Consider the following 21,121-nt stretch of genomic DNA (forward strand, 5'->3'; position numbering starts at 1 on the left):
ACCGTCAATAGATCGCCGCGCCCGGCGTCCGCCGCACGGTACGCGAGAGACGCGGCATCAATGCCCGTGGGCCGTCAGCTGCCCGTATTTTTCTGCTTGAGTTTGAATAGCCGAATACTTAGCGCATCCAGCTCATTTTCCATGCGCTCCAGTTCGCCGGGATTGACCGTGCCTCGTGCCGCTTTCTGCGTTTCCAACTGCTTCAGCCTCTGGGTGAACGGCGTACCGGAGAGCAGGTTTTTCTGGATCTCGTAAAATTGGGATTTCAGATAGGAGATGCTGACCGTTTTGCGCTGCTGCTCCAGTTCCTGCAGCTGCTTGAGCATACCGTCCACGCGAGCCTGCGCCTCCAGATAGGCGGGTGAAGACGTCGGTACATCCTGACGCAACGTCAGCGACTCCTGCCATTGGCGTCCCATCTCTTTAACCGCCAGCGAGTCGGGATAAAGCATCTGCAGCGAGCTCTTCAGGTTCTCGCCGTACTGATAGAGCGATAGCGGCGAGGCGTGTTTGACCTGATCCAGCAGCGCCTGATAGCGCGCGATGACGCGGCCTTCCATCCCTTGCAACGTCTGTTCGCCCAACGAGATGCGCACCTGACGGATACCGTTGTAATCGAGCGTGTCCGGCAGCGCCTGAGCGGGCGGCATTAGCAGCTCGACCGCGGCGTTTTCACGCGCTTGCATCATCTGCCAGCCGAAGACCGCCGCGACAGGCAGCGCGCAGCTCAGCAGTCCGCAGGCAAACCAAAACCACGCCGGTTTATGCTTGCGGCGCGCCTCGATCTTCAGCACGGTCGGTTTGACTTCCCCTTTTTCTCGCCCGACCAGAATACTGCCGGTCGGCACCGCCGGCTGATCGCCCGCATTCGTCGACGCATCGCCGTCCGACTTGAAGTACACCATCGGCGGGATCTGCATGTCCTGTTTGCTGATCTCCTGATCGTCGGAGACGATCACGATCTCCGTTTCATCGAACAGATGGGTATACCCTTCGATGAAGTGAACCAGATTTTCGATACGCGGAACGCGGCTCAGGCCGACGTTATGCAGCTTCTCGCTGATCAGCTGTAGCGAGCGTTCACACCGGTAAATCAGCCGACGATCTTCCTGACTGATGGCATAACCGCGGATCACCTCGCTGACGCGTGCGATAAACCAGTCGATCATTTCGATACGCGCGCGATCTTGATGCACCGGCGGCCAAAAGTTGTCCCACTGGGTCACGATCAGGTTGGCGAGAAACTCGCAGCCTTCGGTAAAACCATTCAGCCCCTGCAGCCGTGACCGCGCGAGGACGAAATAGACGGCGGTCTGTAGATCCACGCCGTGCTTTTCAAAAATGATGCCCGCCATTTTATGGATCAATGACCAGTCCACTTCCGGCCGGGAGGCATGGCTCAGCTTGTTGATTTCGATACGTAAAGTTTCATATTCGGGCAGCATTCGCGGATCGCGGCCGACTGTCAGTGCCTGCTGTGCGTCTTGCATAGTGATGAAATCCATTCAACGGGGGCGCCATCCGCGCCCCCTCAATCATTAATACAGGGATTCAGGCAGTTGGAACTGGCTGAACAGACCACCGGCGAACGGGTTATGGCTGGCGTCGGTGTAAACGCGATAGGACATCGATCCCTGGTCGACGGCGAATTGCACGTCAAACGTGTTCTCGTTGACCTGTCTCAGCTCGCCCGTATTGATCAGGCGGAACATCGCCCACAGTCCGATGTAGCCCAGACTACGCGGCGAACGTTCGCGATTGTCCGGCACCAACGTGATTTTGCTTTCCGCGCCGTCCCGCATGTTGTTTGGCCACACCAGCGGCGTTTTCTGGCGGCGGCCGTGGGAGTACTCCAACAGCTGTCCGTCGAGATTCAGCACGCTACGGCGCTTGTTTGCGGTCAATTCGATAGGCTCCAGCACGAAGTGCACCTCCAGTCCGCCCTGCGCATTGAACAGCGTTTTGCGGATGCGATCGGCGCGATCCAGCTGCTTAACCAGCTCCGTCTGCAACGTGGTGCTCACATCGCCGCTCCCCTGACCTTCGTTCAGGATGGACTTCAGGTTGGCTTGATAGAAGCTGTCCAGCGTGCCGCCGGGAGCAAAGAAGCGCTCCATTTCCGACAGCGCTACGTCCTTGTCCGAGGCAGGATTGAACGGGTAGCGATCCGCCAGCTGATCGTTGAACGGCGTCACCACTTTGTCCTGCCACTCCTGATTCAGCGAAGACATCGCCAGATCCATCACCAGATGCGAACTCTGCTCAGCGATCTGCCCGACCCAGCGGTCCAGCGGCGTCGGCAGGCTGCGCGCGTACTGTTGCAGTGCGAAAGCCGGATCGGCGAAGCGGTTGGTCTGGCGCAGCTGCATCGCTTTGAGCGCCGCCTGCCCCGGATCGCCCGCATTCACGATCTGTTCCAGACTGTGGTAGAACTCCGTCAGCTTCTGGTTCACTTCCTGGATCAGCGCGACCTGATCGCCGCGACCGCTCAGCGCCGAGTTGGTGGTCATAAACGTGCGGCTGATGCGCGCATTCATGAGCTGCGCCGGATCGTTGTCGTTATCCGACAGCTTACGGGCGCGGGTATTGTCGTTAAGGGCGGCGATCACACGTTGGAAAGGCTGATCGTTCCCGGTGATGGCTGTCAGCACGTCCAGCGCCTGCTCCGGCGTTTCCAGCGGCTGCACGTCCAGACCGGCGAGCACTTTCTGCCACTGGTTGACGTAGTCGGTGATATAGCGATCGTTGACCTGACGCTGGATCTCCCTTCGGTCTTCCTCGCTCAGATAGACTTTCTCTCGCTGGCCCAGCACCCATGCATCGAGCGCGGCCAGATCGAACAGCGTCTTATCCTGCTTGACGAAATATTCACTGAAGCCCGCATGGGTCAGCAGCCGCGGCACCGTGCCCGCTTTGTCGTTGCGCAGTGCGAAGACGGTATCGAACACCGGTCCGACTTCATCACGCATCATCATATCCGGCGGCAGCACGTCCAGCGACTTGGTCACCAGACTCTGGTAGATGCGTTGGAACATCGGCAGTTTACTCAGCTCGCGCTGCGCGTCGGCGATAGGCATCCGGAACGGTTCGAAGGCGGCGATCGCCTGCGCGTCTTTTTGCTGACGGGCCTGATGCCAGTCGGTGTGCTCCAGCGCATAGTCCAGGTGCTGCATCAAATGTTCCTGCACCTTGCCTTGACCGGGGAACGCCCGCTGCCAACGCTGTCCCATATACTGCTCGACCACTGATTTGTTGCGACCGGACGCATCATCGATCATCCGCATAATGCGCAGGATCGCCAGCTTCTGTTCACTGCTTTTGGGAGCCTGATTGAGATCGTCTTGCAATCCCTGCATCACCGCCGGCAGGAAGCGCTGACTCAGCAGTTGAAGATAAGTGCCTTCCACGAAAGGACCTATCTTATCGCCCTGATACAGCCCCATTTCCGACAGCACCGGCGTTTTTTCGCGATAGTCGCCGAACGACAGCGTGGCCTCGCGGATCAGGTTAAGACGCGGCAGCTGGCCGGAGCCGAAGCCTTGGTTCTGCTGTCCCGCCAGCTCGGTGGTGTCCGTGAACGCCTGCGCCTTGTTCAGTACGTTGCGCCCGGCCTCTTCGTTCAGCCGGTAGTAGTGATGCCAGCCGACCACCAACAGCGCGGCGAGCACGCCCATGCAACCCATGCCGATCCCGATCCGTCGGCGGCGGTAAAGACTGTGCAGACGGTTCTCCCCAGCCAGATGCGCTTCGGGGAAGATGATGCCGGAAAACAGGCGTTTCACGAAGAAGGTGTTGGACTCCCCCTTCAGGGCCGAATTGACCGGCTCCGGCAACTGATAACGGAAGGTCGCCGCCTGCGCGAAGGCGTCGAACGGCACGCCCTGCTGATAAACGGAGCACGCGTAAACGCCGCGCACCAGCAGTGGTTTGTACTCTTCCGGCGTAATTGCGTCGGCGAGGATCTCCTCAACGTAGTCCTTCAAGCCGGCCAGTTGGCGCGTAAAGCTGAATAGCGCGCTGCGTTGTTCGCTGGTGAGATTGGAGAGCATCTTGCCAGGCAGATTGTCGTTCAGCGCGGACACCCACTTGTCCCAGAACGCATCCAGCTCTTCCTGCCAGCCTTTACCCGCGCTGGCTTTCAGATCGAAGGTCACCCCCAGAATCGACTGACGGGTTTCCTTATCCAACTGACGGTAGACGATGTCGAAGCCGCGCAGCATATCCAGCTTGGTGAGCGCGACATAGATCGGCAGGCGGGTGTTCAGCGTGGTGGCGATTTCCTGAATCCTGCCGCGGATTAGCTGCGCGTAGGCTTGCCGCTCCGGCACGCTGGCGTGAGACAACCAGGCCAGATCCAGCGTCAGCACCAGACCGTTCAGCGGCTGACGCTTACGGTTTTGGCTCAGCCATTGCAGCAGATGCGTCCACAGACGTTCGTGTTTACGTTCTACCGGATCCAGATCGGGATTCGACGGCGCCATCATCTGACCGTCGGGATCGAAGATAATGGCGCTTTCGCCCACCCAGCACTCCACTTCCTGGCCCGCCGCAAAGTCTCGCAGTTCGGCATCCAGATGCGGATTAAGCTTGTTCGCCTCGTTGGCGCGGTGGATCAGGCTGCTTTTACCGCTGCCGGGCAAACCGATCGTCAGATACCACGGCATCTTGTAGAGGATGCCCTTCCCCAGATTTTCGCGCAGCGCCAGCAGCCAGCGATCCAGAAACGCCTGCTGCTTGTCGACGAAGATCTGTTGCGGATCATGGTCGGCGATCTTCTGCTTCTGCTGCTCAGCCCGGATATGGCGAACGCGGCGCCATAGTCGCCAGGCGCTGATGCTGAAACCCAGCCAGAGCCACAGTAGCGTGAAGACGATGCGTGACCAGATCGTATCCAGCGGCCGCGTATCGAATACATGCAGTCGCGGGCCAAGCCACCAGGCCAGCGCCAGTACGACAATCCAGAGCACGATCCCCAGCATGGTCCAGGAGAGCTTTAGCTTCGGCAGCTGTTGCCGCAAAAAGGTAATGATTGTTTTAAACATAAGTGACCATTCACTCCGAATGTCTTATTTTGACCACGAGGTTGCAAAGCGCTCAAGGCGGCTAACCAGTCCCGGCTCCCACTGCGACAGTCCCAATCGCTGGGTTTCTTGCCACAAAGCGTGGTAATGCTGTGTTGCTAACGTCTTCATTCCTTCCTCCGCCAGTAGATCCGCTAAGATCAGCTGGGCGTAGAAACGGCTTCTGGGCTCTTTCATCTTGCCCATTTTCTTATCCAGCAACGTCATGGCGGCATTCAATCCCTTCTCCGCCCGACATTTCGCCGCCTCGGCCGCCAGATCGTCGGATTGTCCGGAGGACGACGTGCTGCTCGCCTGTCCGGCATCCACCCAGTCTCGGCAGGCGTCGGTCAGAAACGGCGTTCCATCATTGAATGTGAGTTCCCTAAGGGTCGGCAGACGCGTCAGGAAGGCGTGCAGCTCATCGGCGATAGCCGAAGCCGTCGCTTTACAGTCCAGCTGAGTGGCGATCTGCGCCGATAGCATGTGCCCTTCAAACCAGTACGGCGCCAATACCAGACTCTGTTCGACTTGCGACCACAGCGCCTTGTCCGCCTGCCCCATCGCCGCCTTGTAGTCGTCCACCCTATCCACCGACATGGGTGCCAGTTGCGTGGCGTTGCCTTTCGACGTCAACGGCGGCGTGGTGATGCCTGACCAGATGGCGTGACGGCGCAGGCGGTATCCCACCGGGGTATCCGCCTGCTGTTCCACCAACAGTTCCGCCACTTTGAGCTGCGTTTGCCGCCAGGCGCGGTCGTCCGAATGATTGATGTCGACGGACGGTTTCGGTTCCGCCTGACCGGACGAAGGCGATGCAGCGCTGGCGGTCGCCTGCGCGCGCGGCGGCTCATTCGCCTTGACCTGCTCAGCGCGACGGCTCTGAGCGCGGCGCAGACTGACCGTCAACTCGTCAAACAGCGCGTTGCCCGGCGCGACGGCGGACCAACGCTGAGCGAACTGCTCCGACAGCGTCAACAGCTGTCCTAACTCGGCCACCGAGGCGTTTTCGGCGACGCGCGGCAGCACGCTGTCGAAACGCTTGGCGGCCTGCGTCATCAAGCGGGTTTTCTGCAACGTGTTTTGGGGCCAAGCCGTCGTCCAGTAAACGTTCACCCAGTCGTCCAGCAGCATCAATGCCGTCGCGAACGGCGTCGCTTTCGCCGGATGCTGTAAACAGCGCAGCAACTGGACGAGGACCCGCATGTCTTTGGTCCGCGTTTCCAGCAGCGTAAGGCACTGCTCCGCCACCGCGTTAATATCCACCTGGCTGTGGGCAAGCGAGCCCAACTTCACCATCTCGGTTTCGATGTCTTCCCAGAGCGGATCATCCGCCGGAACCGCGCCGCTGACCCGGTCTACCGGCAGGGGCGTCAGCAGCCGCTGACACGAGGGATGAGAGTGGATTGCCATGACCTGTTCTCCTACCAACGACATTGCTGACGCAGCGGCTTCAGGGCGTCGCCCAAGCCGGAGAGATCGACCTGCACCGTTCTGCCGCGATCGTCAGACAATATCAGCTCGCGATGGCCGATCCAGCGTTTAAGCTCTTCGATGGCGGGCAGCCCGCGCCCGAACTCCAGCAACATCCCGCGATTGCGGACAAACCAGTTGTCCGCCGTCGGTTCGCCGTCGATGCGCGCCTGAATTTGCTCTCCCGGCCACGCGTTATCCAGCTGCAAGCGCAAATGGGTAATGGCGCTGGAACAGGAGATGGTCAACGTGCCGCCCTCAACGGCGCGGCGCGTCAGCGTCTGACTGTCCGAGGCCTCGTCACGATTCAGAACAAACCCGTCACGGTTGCGATCGGCATACGTCGCGACGAGTTCGTGCCCCTCCGCCGGGCGCGCAGACGCGCCGGCAGACGCCGCCGACGTTCTGCCGATGGCGTCGTAGCAGGCCAACCGCACCTGCGGCACGGTTTCGTGACTGCACTGCTGCAATAGCCGCTCCCAGTGGGGGTCGGGCGCGGTCGTCGCCGACACCAGCAGCGGCAACAGGGATAAAATACTCATCATTTAACCTCCAGCTTCTGGCACTTGTGGTCCAACGTCCGCTTGGGAATGTTGAGACTTTCCGCCACCAGTAAGCGATTTCCCTGGAAATAGCGCATACGCTCGGCGATCACCGCCGCTTCATACTGCTGCGTCGCCACACGCAAATCCCGGATATGGTTGTAGCCGTCTTCCAGCACGATCGGCCCGTTGTCGAGGCGCGTTTTCAGCTCCGGGGGCAACGCCTCCAGACTGATTTCCTGTCCCGCCGGGGTATTGGCGCAGGCCACTTCCAGCAAGTTCTTGAGTTCGCGGACGTTGCCGGGGAAGTCGTAATCGATCAGATGTTTGAGAACGGCGCGCGGCAGCGCGCCAAACGTTTTGCCTTCTTGATGACCAAACAGCGCGATGAAATGTTCACAGAGCAGCGCGATGTCGTCCGGCCGTTCCCGCAGCGGAGAAACCTGAATCGCGCATTGGCAGAGACGGTGATACAAATCCTGCCGAAAGCGTCCTTCGCTGACGTACTGCTCCAGCGGCTGATGCGTCGCCGCAATGAGACGAAAGTCTGAGTGGCACTCTTTATCGCCACCCAACGGGCGGAAGGCGTGCGTTTCCAGCACGCGCAGCAGTTTGGCCTGCATGATCATCGGCATGTCGCCGACCTCATCCAGGAACAGCGTTCCGCCGTTGGCTTGCGCTACCAGACCGTCTTTATTGCTCTGCGCCCCGGAAAAAGCCCCTTTCTGATAGCCGAACAGCTCGCTTTCGATCAGGTTTTCGGGGATCGCGGCGCAGTTGATGGCGATAAATGGTTTGTCGGCGCGAACCGAGCACTGATGCAGCAGACGCGCCACCACATCCTTGCCCGCGCCGGTTTCGCCCTGGATCAGTACCGCCAGATGATGTTGAGCCGCCTGACCGATTTGCTGATGCAATCGGCGGATCGCCGTCGACTGACCGATGAGCGAGGCCTCCAGCAGTTTCTCCTGCTGGCGTTGGAGCGCGCCCTCGCCTTTGATCTGACGCAGCGAGTCGCGCAGCACGGTCTGCTCGCGGCGGCTGCGCCCCAAATCCCGCAACAGGGTCAGCTGATGAGTGAAAATGCGCGCCAGCAGCGGCAGCTCATCTTGCTCATCCCATGCCCGCAGCCGGACGCCGCTGTCGAACAGCGCGAGAACGCCGACCGATTTGCCGTTCTCGCCGTTGACCGGCAAGGCGTACAGACCGCATTGCGCTCCGGCTTCCGCCAGCAGTCCGCGAAACGCGGCGTGCTCTACGCGCGCGCCGCCGTACAGAGAGTCCCAGGTTCTCACCTGATTTTTGTGCAGCACATAAGCCAGAGGATGGCTGAAGTCGTCGACGTCCAGCGTCAACGACACCGGCTTGTCGTGAATCCATCCTTCACAGGTAAACTGCCGCCCGCTGATATCCACCAATCCCAGAAGAGCGCCGCTCGGCCGCCAGTGGTCCCGCAGGGTATCCAGCAACCAATCGCAGAGTTCGGCCTCGTCACGAGGCCGTGTCAGCGAAAGCGCGAATTCAAGGGCTTGCTGCATCCTCAGCCCTCCACCTCTGAAACGAACAGGCCGTCATTCACGCTGAAGCGAATACGCGCGATCGCTTCGCCTGCGGAGATCCGTTGCAGCAGTTGCAACGACACTGGCGGCAGCAAATGACCGTCGATCACGGACTCCAACATACGCGCGCCGTTTTCGCTGCGGTTAGCCAACCGCAAGATCTCTACCGGCACGTCGTCGTCGATCATCACTTCAGCGCCGAAGCGAGCTTTCAGCAGATTGACCAGACGAGACAACTTGCCGTGGACGATTTCGACCAGCGTATCCTGAGCCAGCGGCAGGTAAGGAATGACTTCCATGCGCGCCAGCAGCGCTGGTTTGAAGAAGCCCGCCAGTTCGGGATAGAGCGCATCCAGCAGATCGTCCTGCCGGTCGGCGTAATCCACGATGGTCTGGAAGCCCAGGTTGGAGGTCAGGAAGAAGACGACGTTCTTACAGTCGATGAGTCGACCTTCGCCATCCGCCAGCTCCCCTTTATCGAAGGCCTGATAGAACAGGTTCAGCACGTCAGGATGCGCTTTCTCGACTTCGTCCAGCAGCACAACCGAGTACGGTTTCTGGCGGATGGCTTCCGTCAGGATACCGCCCTCGCCGAAGCCGACGTAGCCCGGAGGCGAGCCAATCAGGCGAGACACCGTGTGTTTCTCCTGATATTCCGACATGTTGATGGTCGTCAGGTAGTTACGGCCGCCGAACATAAGGTCGGCGATCTGTAAGACGGTTTCGGTCTTGCCGACGCCGCTTGGGCCGACCAGCAGGAACGCCCCCAGCGGACGGCCGGGACGTCGCAGATCGGCGCGGGCGGTCAGCAAATGTTTGTGCAGTTGGGCAATCGCCAGGTCCTGCCCTTTAATGTTGGCGCTGAGGTGCGACGGCAACTGGGTAACAACGTCCAGTTCGCCTTGGGAAATGCGGTTCAGCGGCACGCCGGTCCACTCGGCGATCACAGCGGCGACCTGTGATTTATCCACGTGCGCGGAGACCAGAATGGCGTCTTCCTGCAAGGCGGCTAGTGCCTGTTCACGCTCGGCCAGACGCTGCGTGGCGTCCGTCAGCGACAGAGTTTCCTCATCCAGGGTGACCTCGTCGGTCAGTTCATCGGCCAGCAGCGCCGCGCGCAGTGCGATCACCTCGCCGACCAACGCCTGCTGGGCCTGCCAGTCCGTGTTCACGGCGGTCAGCTCCGCTTCATCGGCCTGCTGAGCGTCGCGCAGCAACGCCAGTCTTTCCGCATTGTCGCCCAGACCGATTCGGGTCTGACGCTCCAGCTGAAGAATTTCCTGCGTGCGCTGATGCAGCTGATTCTGCAAATGGCTGATGGCGCGCGGCGGCGTGGTCAGGTTGATGGCGACGCGCGCGCAGGCCGTATCGAGCACGTCGATGGCTTTATCCGGCAGCTGTCGGCCCGAGATATAGCGTGAAGACAGCTGGGCCGCGGCATGCAGCGCCGCTTCGTCGATCAGAACACCGTGCGCCTTTTCGTAAATGCTGCGCAGACCACGCAGGATGACGGTGGCCTCTTCCGCGTCCGGCTCGCCCACTTTGACCATCTGGAAACGGCGCGACAGCGCTGCGTCTTTCTCGACGTATTTCTTATATTCGCTCCAGGTCGTGGCGGCGATGGTCCGCAGCTCGCCGCGCGCCAGCGCCGGTTTGATCAGGTTGGACACGTCCAGCCCGCCGGCCTGATTGCCCGCGCCGATCAGCGTGTGAGCTTCATCAATGAACAGAATGATGGGCTGAGGCGAGGTTTTCACCTCCTGCATCACCCCTTTGAATCGTTTTTCGAATTCGCCTTTGACGGCGGCGCCCGCCTGCATCGCGCCTAAGTCCAGCGACAGCAGCTCGACGTTGCGCATTTTCTCAGGCACCAGATCCGCCACGATACGCAGCGCCAGACCTTCTATCAGCGCGCTTTTACCCACGCCGGCTTCACCCACCACGATCGGGTTGTTCTTGCGGCGGCGCGACAGGATATCAATCATCAGATCTATCTCTTTATCGCGGCACAACACCGGATCCAGCTTACCCGCGCGGGCCTGCTCGGTGACGTTATCAGTAAAGCGAGCCAGCAGCGACGCATCGCCCTGAGGGGCTGACGCCGCGCCGCCCGCGTTGCCGGGAGTCGTAGACGACACTTCCGTTTCCGCGGAGTCTTTCACCCACTCGTCGAACTGCTGACGCAGCAGTTCCCGGTTGACCTTTGCCAGCGATCGCGTGACCGTACCGGCGAGGTAGCGATTGGGAGTCATCAGCAGGACCAGCAGCAGCACACCGCTACGCAGCGTGGCGTGCTGCATCTCGGCGGACGCCAGTAGCCAGCTGTCCTGCAGCCACTCAATCAGCAGCGGCGAAAACGAGGGATAGCCCTGGTCGTACTCTTTATCGACGCCAGACGGCTGCAGCAGCTGCGTCAGCTCATCCACATCCACCTCGGCGCGCTTGAGGATCTGACGCACGTCGCTTAACGGCGTGTCCAACATTTTCAGCAGCAGGTGCTCGACCCGGATTTCCGCGCCCTGGCAATTCACACACAGGGCCGCGGCCTCTTCCAGCATGTGTCGACAAATCGGATTGAGCCGTTCAACCAACACCGGCAGTTCTATTCGAATCATCGTGTGATCTCCTATCTTATTTTAATAATTCCCCCAGCTGACGAAGTACGTCCTGGGTCTGATTGCTGAGCTGATAGTGATAAAGACCGAAGATCGCCGCTAACGCCACGCTGACGCATAAAAACAGCGTGAAGAGCGAAATCTGCCTGCGCATCCGGTAGCCGGAGGATTGCTGCCCCAGATCGAGATGAAAAACGGAGGGCGTCTCGGCCGGTTCCGGATGCAGAATGTCGTGCAGTTTGCGGACAATACCTTCGAATTCGTCGCGGCCTTGCGTCATCACGCGGTAGCGGCCTTCAAATCCCAGGCACAGACAGAGATAGATGAACTCCAGAATGTCCCGGTAATGGACCGGATCGGTCTGCAATTTGCCAAGCAGGACAAAGACCTTCTCACCGCCCCAGGTTTCGTTGTGGAAACGGGTCAGCAGCGAATGCTCCGACCACACGCTCTGGCTGCCCCATTCGCGGCCCATGACGGCCTCGTCGATATAGGTGCAGAGGATGTAGCGAAACGACAAAATGACGCCGTTTTCATAGCCATGCGTAATCAGCTCCTGCTCAATGGCCTGAATTTCCGACACCACTTTCTGGTACAGGTCGGGAACCTGGTCATACGTCGTCAAATGACGCACGCGTTCCACCATGCCCAGCAGCGGCGTCACGGCGTCAATCATGGGGTTGATGCTCTGGCCGCGTAGCCGAAACCAATAGTCTGAGTCCATATCCAGCTGTTGGGCATGGTCGTACAGTAAGTCGCCCAGCAGCTCATTGCGGATCACATCGATCGTCATCTAGCTCTTCCCCCGGTAATTAGCTACGAATAGCCCAAAGCTGCATATCCAGATCCGGGAAGTCCCCGGCAATATGAAACGCCAGCGTATTGTCGCCCACCAGCATCTGCCAGGCGGCGCTCTGCCGATCCAGCTGGAAATAGCTGTAGCCCGCGTGGTACGGCAGCTGACGCGGCGCTACCGGCAGCGGCAGCAGCGGAACGCCCGGCAGCTGCAGGCTGATCAGCTCGCGGATCTTGTCGCTGGACGCCACTTTGGTCTGCTGCAACAGCTGTTTGCGCAGCTGCTCCTGCGGCATTCTGGCGCGTACCGCCAGGACGAAGTCGGCGCTCGCCATCAGTTCGCTGTCGCCGACCATCGCGATCATCACGCCGTACTGGTGTTTACGCAGCTGCAACGAAACGGCACGCGGAGACAGCACGGTGCTCAGCGCCTGACGGAACGCCATCATCAGCGGCTCAAAGCTGCTCTGCTGGTCATCGTGGCGATAGGCGGGAAATTCCGGCGGCAGGCGGGATTCGTCCGTGAACGTCATCAATTCGCCGCAGACCTGTACCAGCGCTTCATGCAGACGCTCCGGATGCAGCGTGCCCATACGCGCCAGATGCGACAACAGCGGCTGCGCGCGGTTGAGCAGCTGCAACATCATGAATTCGGCGACGTCGGCGACGCCCTGCTGTCCCGGCGCGGCAATGCGTTGCGCCAGGCTGCGGGCGCGTTCGGCCACCAGCCCGGCGGACTCGCCGAGGAAGCGCTTGAGCGTCGGGATCGCCGAGATGCTGATGCTGCATGGCATGAAATTCGGGTCCAGCACCAGGCCGCCGTCCGGACGTTTATCCAGAATCTGGGCTATCGCCAGCGAGGCGTAGGCGCTGCGGTCGTCCCGCTCCAGCATCAGGCGCAGACTGACCTGCCCCACTTCCAGCGAGACGACGTCGCCGCCTTCGCTGTGCAGATCGCGCACGTCGTGACGGTGCGCATGCAGACGCGTCGCAATCTGCTGACCGCCGTGGTTAACCTCGCTCACGCCGCTGACGGACAGCGGGATGGCCAGATAGACCTTCTGGTTGACCACCGACGCATCGGTGATCTCCAGCGGCTGCGGCAGCATGTCATCGCTTGGAATGTTAAAGACGGTGCCGTCCGGCATGATCCCGGTAGCGGACACCAGCGCGATACGCCCGAAGTTCAGATACTCTTCGTTAATAGTCAGCGACTGAAGGCCGTAGAAAAAATCGCCCATCGCGCTCAGACGCGCATGCAGGGTGTAATCCGTATGCCTTTGCTGCTGTTGAAAATGCTGAGGTTTGATGAATAAACCTTCACGCCAAATAATCCGATTTCGGCTCGACATAGCTATTCTTCTTCTTTTTGGAGTTCGACTTCATCCAGACGCAGATGCACGAGAATCTGATAGGCCCGTCCGGTATTTTTCAATTTAATCACCTTGCGCCATTCAGCGCTGTCGGGATCCGCATAGCGTGCGACGACGCCGATATAACGGATCTTCTCATCCAGCTTGACCGGCGGCAGATACTTGAACTGTCCCGGCAGCAAGGTGTAGTCCTGGTGGTCGATGTAATTCTTGCCCAGCGATTTCTCCAGATCGGCCGTCACCTGGTCGTAGTCCGTCGCCAGCAGCTTGGAGTCCTCCGACAGCATGACGATCTGAAACTCAATCGGCGCCGCTTCCCCACTCTCATTGGGGTTCACGTCCGGCTCGGCAAGCAGACTGAACCCAGCGGTCGAGGGCTGGCTATCGTTGCTCCCCACCTGAATATCCGGGTTCATCGCAACGTCAGCCATCTTGCCCATTGTGGTACAGCCTGAAAGCAGCAGTAATACCCCGGAAAGCAAGAATGTCCGCAGCATCAGATCAACTCCTGTTGCTCACGGACGACGCGGTCGTAGGCTTGGGAATACACCTGCTGGAACAGCTTCTGGAATCCCTGTTGGCGCTCGGACGTCAGTTCGCGGAAGTAGTGCTGGTACATGGACCAGGCCCAACCGTCGTCCATCGGGTTTTGCTCGCCGGAACGGCGATAGTGTTCGAAGCGCTTGAGCAGCACGTCAGGGGAGAACGCCTGCAAGATGCTGTCCAGCGCGGTCGCGATCGCCTGCTGGTTGGCGACGTGGTGAATACGCACGTTGCGCAGGACCTCGTCGACGGCGGCAGGCGCGGAAAGGTGCACCGGACTTTTCTCTTCGGCGAACAGCAGCGCCAGCGTGTCGTGGTAGTCCAGGCTCAGGCGCAGCGGGTTATCTTCAATTGGACGCAGATGTTTGTCCGATAGCGCCGCCTGATCGGCCTGCAGCGTCAACAACCCTTCAATCATGGCGCGCAGCGTTTTTCCCATTTCTTCCAGGAAGTTGCTGAGATGCTGATTGTTGCCGATGTTCAACGTCTGACCGAGGCCGCGCATCAGCGGGGCCAGCGCGTTTTGATCGATGTTGTCGCCACCGGTCAGCGAATCGAAACGGTCCTGAATAGCGGGTAGCTCGAGAAATTCCTGGTCCATGGTGCCCTCAACGGCTGAAGAAGAAGTAGATGAAACACGAGTCGTGGTGGAGAATTCGGGTGTTCCCCGCGTCTCCTCGGTAAGGAATGCGTTTGCCCCGGTTTGCTCCTGCTGCAACGCCAGCAGCGGGTCGCTGGCCGGGGACGGCGAAGACGCCTGTTCGGTGTTCTCTGCGGCCTTTTCCTGAGCGAGCCAGTCATCCAGCTCATTCTCGGAGCGGTTGCCGATAATCTGCGCCAGCTCCGGCTCCGCGCTGACCTTGCCCATATACACCCGCAGCCTGAACGGTCCGACCGTCAGTTCGTCGCCCTGATCCAGGAAGACTTTTCTTGAACGCCCAATGGGCGACGTCGCGCCGTTGATGAAGGTCTGGCCGCTGAGATCGCACAGGCAGAAGCGCCCGTCATGCACTTCAATACGCGCATGTTCAGGCAGTACCGAGCCCAGCCGATCTTTCAGCTGCCAACTATCTTGCTCCGAGGAGCCCAGCGAGCCGCCGCCTTGATGAAACTGGTATTGAACCTGGGAGTTGCCTTCGAGCTGTTCGCTGTTCAGCACAACCAGAGAAAGTTGTTGATTGAGTTCGTTCACGATTACTCCTGCACGCAAATAGTCACATCAGGCTCGCTCGGCGGCTCGCCGAGAAAGCTGCTCCATCCCAAACGAGCGCTCTGCTCATGTCCCAGGCGAAGCCCTTTCGCTTCTCCTAAACCAAATCCCAGCCGCAAGTCCCACGCGCACTGGTCGCGCAGGATGAAGGAAACGAAGCGCACCAGCGGCTCGAAATGTTCGCCGTTAGGCAGAAACTGCAAAAACTGTGCGAAGCTCAGATTGTTGATTTTCAGCAAGAATTTCCCTGCGCAGTCATTAACCTTGTCGCCGATGACGAAGTCGTTGCCCATCGTGGAGTTGGCCATTCCCAACCGATTTTGCTGGTCCGCATGAATCGGCACTTTGCGCGCCTGCCACGCGATGACATCGACCATTTCGAGGTCGAAACAGTGCGCGACCAGCCCAGCCACCACTTCCGGCGAGCGACTCGGGCTTGCCAGCATCCCGGCGTACGACAGCATTTTGGCCCGGTTAACCGGCAGGCTTTCGCGCACGGCGTCATTGCCCAGCCCCACCAGCGCAAACATCAGCCGCGAAAATCCGTCTTCCCCTTCATCCTGAAAGCGGACGTGGTAACGGTATTTACGCCAGAGGCGATGCAGCAGCGTCAGCAGGCGGTGGTGGAAGAAGTCCAGAAACGCGCCCAGTTTCTGTTCGCCCTGCGCATACTCCCAGGCCAGATCGTCCAGATAGTAGCCAGGCATGGGTGACTGACTGCCATGCAGCCCCATGAACGCGACTTCCAGCACGTGGCCCTGCGTTTCGTCCTGCGTAATGCCTTGTATATCGCTGCTGTGAAAGCCCAGGGACGCGGTGGATTTGAACCTTATGCGCTCCTGTTCAGGGCGGTAGTCCAGCCCCCGCTCCTGATCCACACCTTCCAGTCGATTGACGAGTTCAACCAGCTGGAAAAAATTGAAGCGCGGCGCATCATCCCGAAACATCACATCATGGAGTGCTGACCTATCTGGACTGGCCATTTGTAGCGCTCCTTGTTATCAAGGTTGATGATTTCCAATAGGTGGAAGGCGTTGACACTGGCGTAAAGCGAGAAGAAATGCGCCAGTACGGTGCCGAACAGATACAGCTCGCCCTCGCTGGCAAAGGCAGACTGATACACGGACAGCACCGACTTCAGTCCACGCACCGGCATGCCGCGAATCAGCCGATCTATCGGCGTGGTTTCAATCGACTCGATCCCAGCCAGACGTTTACGGGACGCTTGCTCCGCCTGTTTATCGTGCAGTGCCGGGAAGTCATACGTCCGCAGGATCTGCACCAACGCATCGCGGCGCAGCAGCGAGACATAGTTCAGCGACAGGTTGGAGATCAGCGTCCAGTGCAGGCTGCCGTCTAACGCGGGACGCAGCGGCCGGGTTGGACGGATAATATTTCTGAACGTCGCGAACGACGGCGAGCTGCCGGTTGTCTTGCAGACGGCGCCGACAGGCAGCTGCGACGCTTTGGAGCGGTTGGTACAGGTCAGCGAGACCGAGATGGATTCGTCCATATCGACCGCTTCGGTTTCATCGCCACGCACAAACGACAGCGCATGATCGAAACCGTCGCCGCTGACCGCCTCGCGCACGCGGCTGCGGTAGTACAACGCCAGACGGCCCTTCGCACGCTCGATTTGATGCTGGAAGCTTTCGAACGGCTGATATTGACGCGGCTCGCCACGAGCGCGTCCCATGTGCCCTTCGATCCACCCTTCGACTTTGTCCACCGAGAAAATCTCGTAGGCGTCCGCATGCCGATAGCTGGCCTTGAGCGGGTACTCCGTCTGGCGGCCATTGAGGTTGATCGGCTCGCTGTCATGCTGGAACAGATTGATCGCCGGTACGCAGTTCAGCATGAAAGAGTCAGGACGGATTTTGAGTTCCGCGGGCAGCGGGCAGGCAAAACAGAAATGGATTTTGAAGTCAGTGACCGATAGCGGTTGGTTCGGCCAGTCCGCACCGGAAAGCTGGAAGAACAGGAAGGCTTCTGGGAAGCAGAAAAATTCCTGCAGAATTCGGTAGCCGGAATAGACGTTGCTTGGATAAGGCAGCAGTGCGTCTTCCCGTTCGAAGCCGATGGTTTTTAATGTACTGGCTTCTTGTCTGAATCTTGTCCCATCGATTTCAAGCTCGATGTGGGAGAGCTTACTGGAGAGCCAGAAATAGAGTTCATAGGCGGTGTAGCTGTCGCCTCCCAGATAAAACCGCAGCTTGTCCAATTGCAGCTCGTTGAGCAGCATCGGCCCATGCAGATTGAAGTCCAGGCTGATTTTGGAGAGGTCGTTACCGCTTTGTACGCTGATGTCGCGGATATCCGCAGGATACACCCAGGCGTCATGACAGGTTTGAAAATGGCACACAACGTCGTCGACTGGCTGGCTATCCAGCATACAGCCGCGGCTGATTAAGGCCGGTCGCGCAATGGCTCCAGGGATCACTGAGAACTGCATGATGGTCATGCTGGGAACCGGACGGAGATAGTTCGGCCAAAGCATGCCCAGCAGCCCGTGGGTCAATTCAGGAAATTCATCCTCAATTTTTGCCCGCAAACTTCCCGTCAGAAAAGCAAACCCCTCCAGCAGCCTTTCGACGTCCGGATCGGTGGTTTGTTCTGATAGAAAACGGGTAAGTTCAGGGTGGGCATCGGCAAACTGGCGTCCTTGCAGACGCAGGTAAGCTATTTCATCCCTGAAGTAGTGTTCCAGAAGCATAGTTACGTCATTCTATAATGTCGGTGACTGTCCATATGGATATTGAAGGAAGTGACCTGCTCCAACTGTTCCAACCGTACGTGAGCTGTCACCTGAAACGCCATTTCGAGCGGGCTAGATTGATAGTCGTTGGAACTGACTTCGACGTGAACAATGCGCGGTTCATACTGGCAAATGCATTGCCGTATCGCCTCACGTATCCGACCACGTATATCTGCTCCGCCCTGCGTCGCGTCATTAAAATCAATGACGCCGAGATCAGGCGCACTGCGACAACTTCCCGGACGCGTATTAAGCACTTGGTCGAGTTTGCGTTTTACCGACTCAATCAGGCACTCCAGCTCGTCCTGAGGCGAAGAACTACGACGTTCTTCGCCCCGGATACGATCGAACAGGCTGGCGGCACTCCCTCTATCCCACGAAGAAAGAGAGGCCATCAGGGATTATTCCTTGTCCAAACGTCCCACCAACGACAGTTCAAAATTCGCCCCCATATACTTGAAATGAGGACGTACGGACATCGCGACCTGATACCAACCCGGTTCACCTTCAACATCCAGAACCTTGATCTGAGCGGCACGCAGCGGGCGACGGCTACGAACATCTGCCGGCGGGTTTTCCTGATCGGCAACGTACTGCTTGATCCAGCCGTTCAGTTCACGTTCCAGATCCTGACGCTCTTTCCAGGAACCAATCTGTTCGCGCTGCAGCACTTTGATGTAGTGAGCAAGACGGTTGATAATGAACATGTATGGGAGCTGTGTGCCCAATTTGTAATTGGTTTCCGCCTCTTTCCCTTCTTTGGTGTTCGGGAACACCTTCGGTTTTTGCACCGAATTGGCAGAGAAAAATGCAGCATTATCACTGTCTTTACGCATGGTCAGAGTGATAAAGCCTTCCTCTGCCATTTCGTATTCGCGACGATCGGTGATCAGCACTTCCGTCGGGATCTTGGCCTGCAACTGACCCATCGCTTCATAAACGTGTACCGGCAGGTCGGTGATGGCGCCACCACTCTGCGGACCGATGATGTTCGGGCACCAGCGATATTTCGCGAAGCTATCCGTCAACGCCGTTCCCATCAGGTAGGCCGTGTTGCCCCACAGGTAGTGATCGTGGTCAACGCTGATATCTTCTTTGTAGTTGAACCCTTTAATCGGGTTCTCTACTGGATCGTACGGCAGACGCGCCAGGAAACGCGGTGCAGTCAAGCCCAGATAACGGGAATCTTCAGATTCGCGCAGGGAGCGCCACTTGGTGTAGGCCGGGCCTTCGAAGACGGATTTCAGGTCTTTGATGGTCGGCAGCTCGGTGAAACTGTCAACGCCGAAGAACGTCGGATCAACCGAGGAAATGAACGGGGAATGGGCCATTGCACCCACAGCGCTCGTGTATTGCAGCAGCTTGATATCTGGGGAACTTTGCGTGAAGGCATAGTCACCGATGACCGCGCCGATCGGCTGTCCGCCGAACTGGCCGTAACCGCTGGAGTAGACGTGCTTGTAAAAACCGGACTGAGTGATTTCAGGCGCGAATTCAAAGTCATCCAACAGCTCCTGCTTGGTGGCATGGAGCAACAGGATCTTGATGTTTTCACGGAAATCAGTGCGATCGACCATCAGCTTCAGCGAACGCCAAGAGGACTCCAGTTCCTGAACTTCCTCGGCGTGCAAAATGACATCGACCTGCTTGCTGAGCTTTTTATCTAGCTCAACAATCATGCTATCAACCAGCGCCTTGTTGACCGGCTCGCTCGTATCGCCACTGTCCAGAATATTTGAAATCAGTGCGGCGATACCCTGCTTGGCGACGCTATAGCCTTCATCGACAGGCGTGAGCCGGGCTTGGGCCATGATTTCATCAAGCAAGGAAGGAGTGGCACTGTCTGCGCCCGCCTGTACTTTCTCTTCTACTACTGACATGTTTGTTTCCCTTCTCGTCAATCCAACGTATTACTCAGCAGGTTTCACCAGATCCAGCTCTTTAAGCAGCTGTTCCCGCGCATCTTCGCTGGCCAGCAGATCCTGCAGACGATTACGGAAAGCAGGGATGTTGCCAAGCGGTCCCTTCAGCGCAACCAGCGCTTCACGAAGTTCCAGAAGCTTCTGCAATTCAGGCACTTGTTGAGCAATACGATCGGGGGAGAAATCGGCTAAAGATTCGATATTCAGCTTTACAGGCAGGTCATCCTGGCTCTCTTCTTCCAGGCGATTAGGCACGCTGAAATTGAGTTCCAGTTTGGATTCTTTCATGACGGAAGAAAAATTGTTCTTATCGATCGATACGGTGGAACGCTCCTCAATCGGCGTTTCTTCCGTACGACCCTTCATATTACCAACGACCATCAGGGTCAGCGGCAGTTCAATTTCGCTCTGCTGGCCCCCAGTTGCGGGTACATATTTGATATTAATACGTTCCTTTGGTGCAACGGATGCACCATCAATTCCTTTTCCCATATTCGCATACCAGGTTTAGGCCCTGACTGGCCAGAAAACACATGGTCGATTCCTTCCAGGGTACGTCCGACGTTAATTGGAACAACACTGTTCGGATAAGAAAATAAACTATTTCCCGTTTATCGACCGGTGATAGTACCTAAGTAACTGGATATAACCAATATTACTTCCGCCTGGTATATCCATTACCAAATAGTAAAAAAGCAGTTAGCTTCGAGTTAATTGAGCGGTATAGAACCAAATACTGACGAGGCGATGATACACACACCAGTTACAGGTGGTCAATAATAATATTATTCCGTGTTACCAAAACAAAAATACCTATTAAATCATAAGCATAAATATAAATTCGAAATCAAAAAAAAGAATAAACCAATAAAAAACCAAGTTTTTCGAACATAAGAAAAAGGCACGGCATATACGGCTTAAACTTTAATTAACATGGTTATAGTTTTCATTGTTACTATCCACAAAGGAACTAGCACTACTCAGTTACGTTACATAAAAATGGACACTTTGTTTCAAACATTGTGGCGTTAGTCCTATCAGCGCGATAGTTTGAAGCATCGTTATTTGCCTCATCAAGTTGCAAGCGATTGATTACAAAAGAACATCAGGACGACGATGAAAAATTAAAGTACCGAATTCAACAAATACGGCGTATGACCTCACCCTGAGGTTATCTATTAAAACCACTGTTTCATCAGGATCGATTATTCCGTTATATACGGCATTACGCGCAACACCGTTAACATATTTATCACCAACATCAAAAAAATGAT

The 21,121-nt window shown here is 57.7% G+C and carries 16 protein-coding genes; all 16 read right to left on the reverse strand.

What is annotated here, in order from left to right:
• Positions 1-74: 74 nt before the first annotated feature.
• Complete coding sequence (locus tag AU511_RS11065; RefSeq protein WP_094109687.1) at positions 75-1,490, reverse strand: VasL domain-containing protein; 1,416 nt, start codon at positions 1,488-1,490, stop codon at positions 75-77.
• A 48-nt stretch (positions 1,491-1,538) separates the two neighbouring features.
• Positions 1,539-5,042, reverse strand: coding sequence for a type VI secretion system membrane subunit TssM (gene tssM / locus AU511_RS11070; protein ID WP_094109679.1), 3,504 nt, complete (start codon positions 5,040-5,042; stop codon positions 1,539-1,541).
• Between the two features lie 24 nt (positions 5,043-5,066).
• Entirely contained in the window at positions 5,067-6,467 is a 1,401-nt protein-coding gene (gene tssA, locus AU511_RS11075; protein WP_094109688.1) for a type VI secretion system protein TssA, read from the reverse strand.
• A 17-nt stretch (positions 6,468-6,484) separates the two neighbouring features.
• A complete protein-coding gene (gene vasI, locus AU511_RS11080) occupies positions 6,485-7,075 on the reverse strand; it encodes a type VI secretion system-associated protein VasI (RefSeq protein WP_094101319.1) in 591 nt (196 codons plus the stop codon).
• Complete coding sequence (locus AU511_RS11085) at positions 7,075-8,613, reverse strand: sigma-54 interaction domain-containing protein (protein ID WP_094101320.1); 1,539 nt, start codon at positions 8,611-8,613, stop codon at positions 7,075-7,077. Before AU511_RS11085 ends, vasI begins: the two co-directional genes overlap by 1 nt.
• 2 nt (positions 8,614-8,615) lie before the next feature.
• The gene (gene tssH, locus AU511_RS11090) at positions 8,616-11,249 is read right to left on the reverse strand and encodes a type VI secretion system ATPase TssH (RefSeq protein ID WP_094109680.1); all 2,634 of its coding nucleotides are present in this window, start codon (positions 11,247-11,249) and stop codon (positions 8,616-8,618) included.
• A gap of 16 nt (positions 11,250-11,265) precedes the next feature.
• Positions 11,266-12,042 (reverse strand): type IVB secretion system protein IcmH/DotU, encoded by a 777-nt coding sequence (gene icmH, locus AU511_RS11095; protein WP_094109681.1) that lies wholly within the window; start codon positions 12,040-12,042, stop codon positions 11,266-11,268.
• 19 nt (positions 12,043-12,061) lie between these two features.
• Positions 12,062-13,396, reverse strand: coding sequence for a type VI secretion system baseplate subunit TssK (tssK, locus tag AU511_RS11100; protein WP_026739481.1), 1,335 nt, complete (start codon positions 13,394-13,396; stop codon positions 12,062-12,064).
• A gap of 2 nt (positions 13,397-13,398) precedes the next feature.
• On the reverse strand, positions 13,399-13,914 hold the full coding sequence (gene tssJ / locus AU511_RS11105) for a type VI secretion system lipoprotein TssJ (RefSeq protein ID WP_094102052.1): 516 nt from the start codon (positions 13,912-13,914) through the stop codon (positions 13,399-13,401).
• Positions 13,914-15,152 (reverse strand): type VI secretion system-associated FHA domain protein TagH, encoded by a 1,239-nt coding sequence (gene tagH / locus AU511_RS11110; RefSeq protein ID WP_094109682.1) that lies wholly within the window; start codon positions 15,150-15,152, stop codon positions 13,914-13,916. Before tagH ends, tssJ begins: the two co-directional genes overlap by 1 nt.
• Positions 15,153-15,154: 2 nt before the next feature.
• Positions 15,155-16,153, reverse strand: a complete 999-nt coding sequence (gene tssG / locus AU511_RS11115) for a type VI secretion system baseplate subunit TssG (protein ID WP_094109683.1) — start codon at positions 16,151-16,153, stop codon at positions 15,155-15,157.
• Entirely contained in the window at positions 16,117-17,883 is a 1,767-nt protein-coding gene (tssF, locus tag AU511_RS11120; RefSeq protein WP_094102054.1) for a type VI secretion system baseplate subunit TssF, read from the reverse strand. Before tssF ends, tssG begins: the two co-directional genes overlap by 37 nt.
• Positions 17,884-17,885: 2 nt before the next feature.
• Positions 17,886-18,320 (reverse strand): type VI secretion system baseplate subunit TssE, encoded by a 435-nt coding sequence (tssE, locus tag AU511_RS11125; protein ID WP_026739477.1) that lies wholly within the window; start codon positions 18,318-18,320, stop codon positions 17,886-17,888.
• A 6-nt stretch (positions 18,321-18,326) separates the two neighbouring features.
• A complete protein-coding gene (gene tssC / locus AU511_RS11130) occupies positions 18,327-19,805 on the reverse strand; it encodes a type VI secretion system contractile sheath large subunit (protein WP_094109684.1) in 1,479 nt (492 codons plus the stop codon).
• 30 nt (positions 19,806-19,835) lie between these two features.
• Positions 19,836-20,339 carry a type VI secretion system contractile sheath small subunit gene (gene tssB, locus AU511_RS11135; RefSeq protein WP_026739475.1) on the reverse strand — a complete coding sequence of 168 codons (504 nt, stop codon included), beginning with the start codon at positions 20,337-20,339 and terminating at the stop codon, positions 19,836-19,838.
• Positions 20,340-20,939: 600 nt separating this feature from the next.
• The coding region (locus AU511_RS17550) for a hypothetical protein (RefSeq protein ID WP_205756448.1) at positions 20,940-21,121 on the reverse strand (182 nt) is incomplete at its 5' end.

It is taken from the genome of Lonsdalea iberica (assembly GCF_002111585.1).
Taxonomy (GTDB): domain Bacteria; phylum Pseudomonadota; class Gammaproteobacteria; order Enterobacterales; family Enterobacteriaceae; genus Lonsdalea; species Lonsdalea iberica.

Coding starts and splice junctions, on each gene's coding strand:
- tssB (WP_026739475.1), bottom strand. CDS start 20,339: ATGGGAAAAGGAATTGATGGTGCATCCGTTGCACCAAAGGAACGTATT.
- tssF (WP_094102054.1), bottom strand. CDS start 17,883: ATGCTTCTGGAACACTACTTCAGGGATGAAATAGCTTACCTGCGTCTG.
- AU511_RS11065 (WP_094109687.1), bottom strand. CDS start 1,490: ATGCAAGACGCACAGCAGGCACTGACAGTCGGCCGCGATCCGCGAATG.
- tssE (WP_026739477.1), bottom strand. CDS start 18,320: ATGGCCTCTCTTTCTTCGTGGGATAGAGGGAGTGCCGCCAGCCTGTTC.
- tssK (WP_026739481.1), bottom strand. CDS start 13,396: ATGTCGAGCCGAAATCGGATTATTTGGCGTGAAGGTTTATTCATCAAA.
- tssM (WP_094109679.1), bottom strand. CDS start 5,042: ATGTTTAAAACAATCATTACCTTTTTGCGGCAACAGCTGCCGAAGCTA.
- icmH (WP_094109681.1), bottom strand. CDS start 12,042: ATGACGATCGATGTGATCCGCAATGAGCTGCTGGGCGACTTACTGTAC.
- tssJ (WP_094102052.1), bottom strand. CDS start 13,914: ATGCTGCGGACATTCTTGCTTTCCGGGGTATTACTGCTGCTTTCAGGC.
- AU511_RS11085 (WP_094101320.1), bottom strand. CDS start 8,613: ATGCAGCAAGCCCTTGAATTCGCGCTTTCGCTGACACGGCCTCGTGAC.
- tssG (WP_094109683.1), bottom strand. CDS start 16,153: ATGGCCAGTCCAGATAGGTCAGCACTCCATGATGTGATGTTTCGGGAT.
- tssH (WP_094109680.1), bottom strand. CDS start 11,249: ATGATTCGAATAGAACTGCCGGTGTTGGTTGAACGGCTCAATCCGATT.
- vasI (WP_094101319.1), bottom strand. CDS start 7,075: ATGAGTATTTTATCCCTGTTGCCGCTGCTGGTGTCGGCGACGACCGCG.
- tssC (WP_094109684.1), bottom strand. CDS start 19,805: ATGTCAGTAGTAGAAGAGAAAGTACAGGCGGGCGCAGACAGTGCCACT.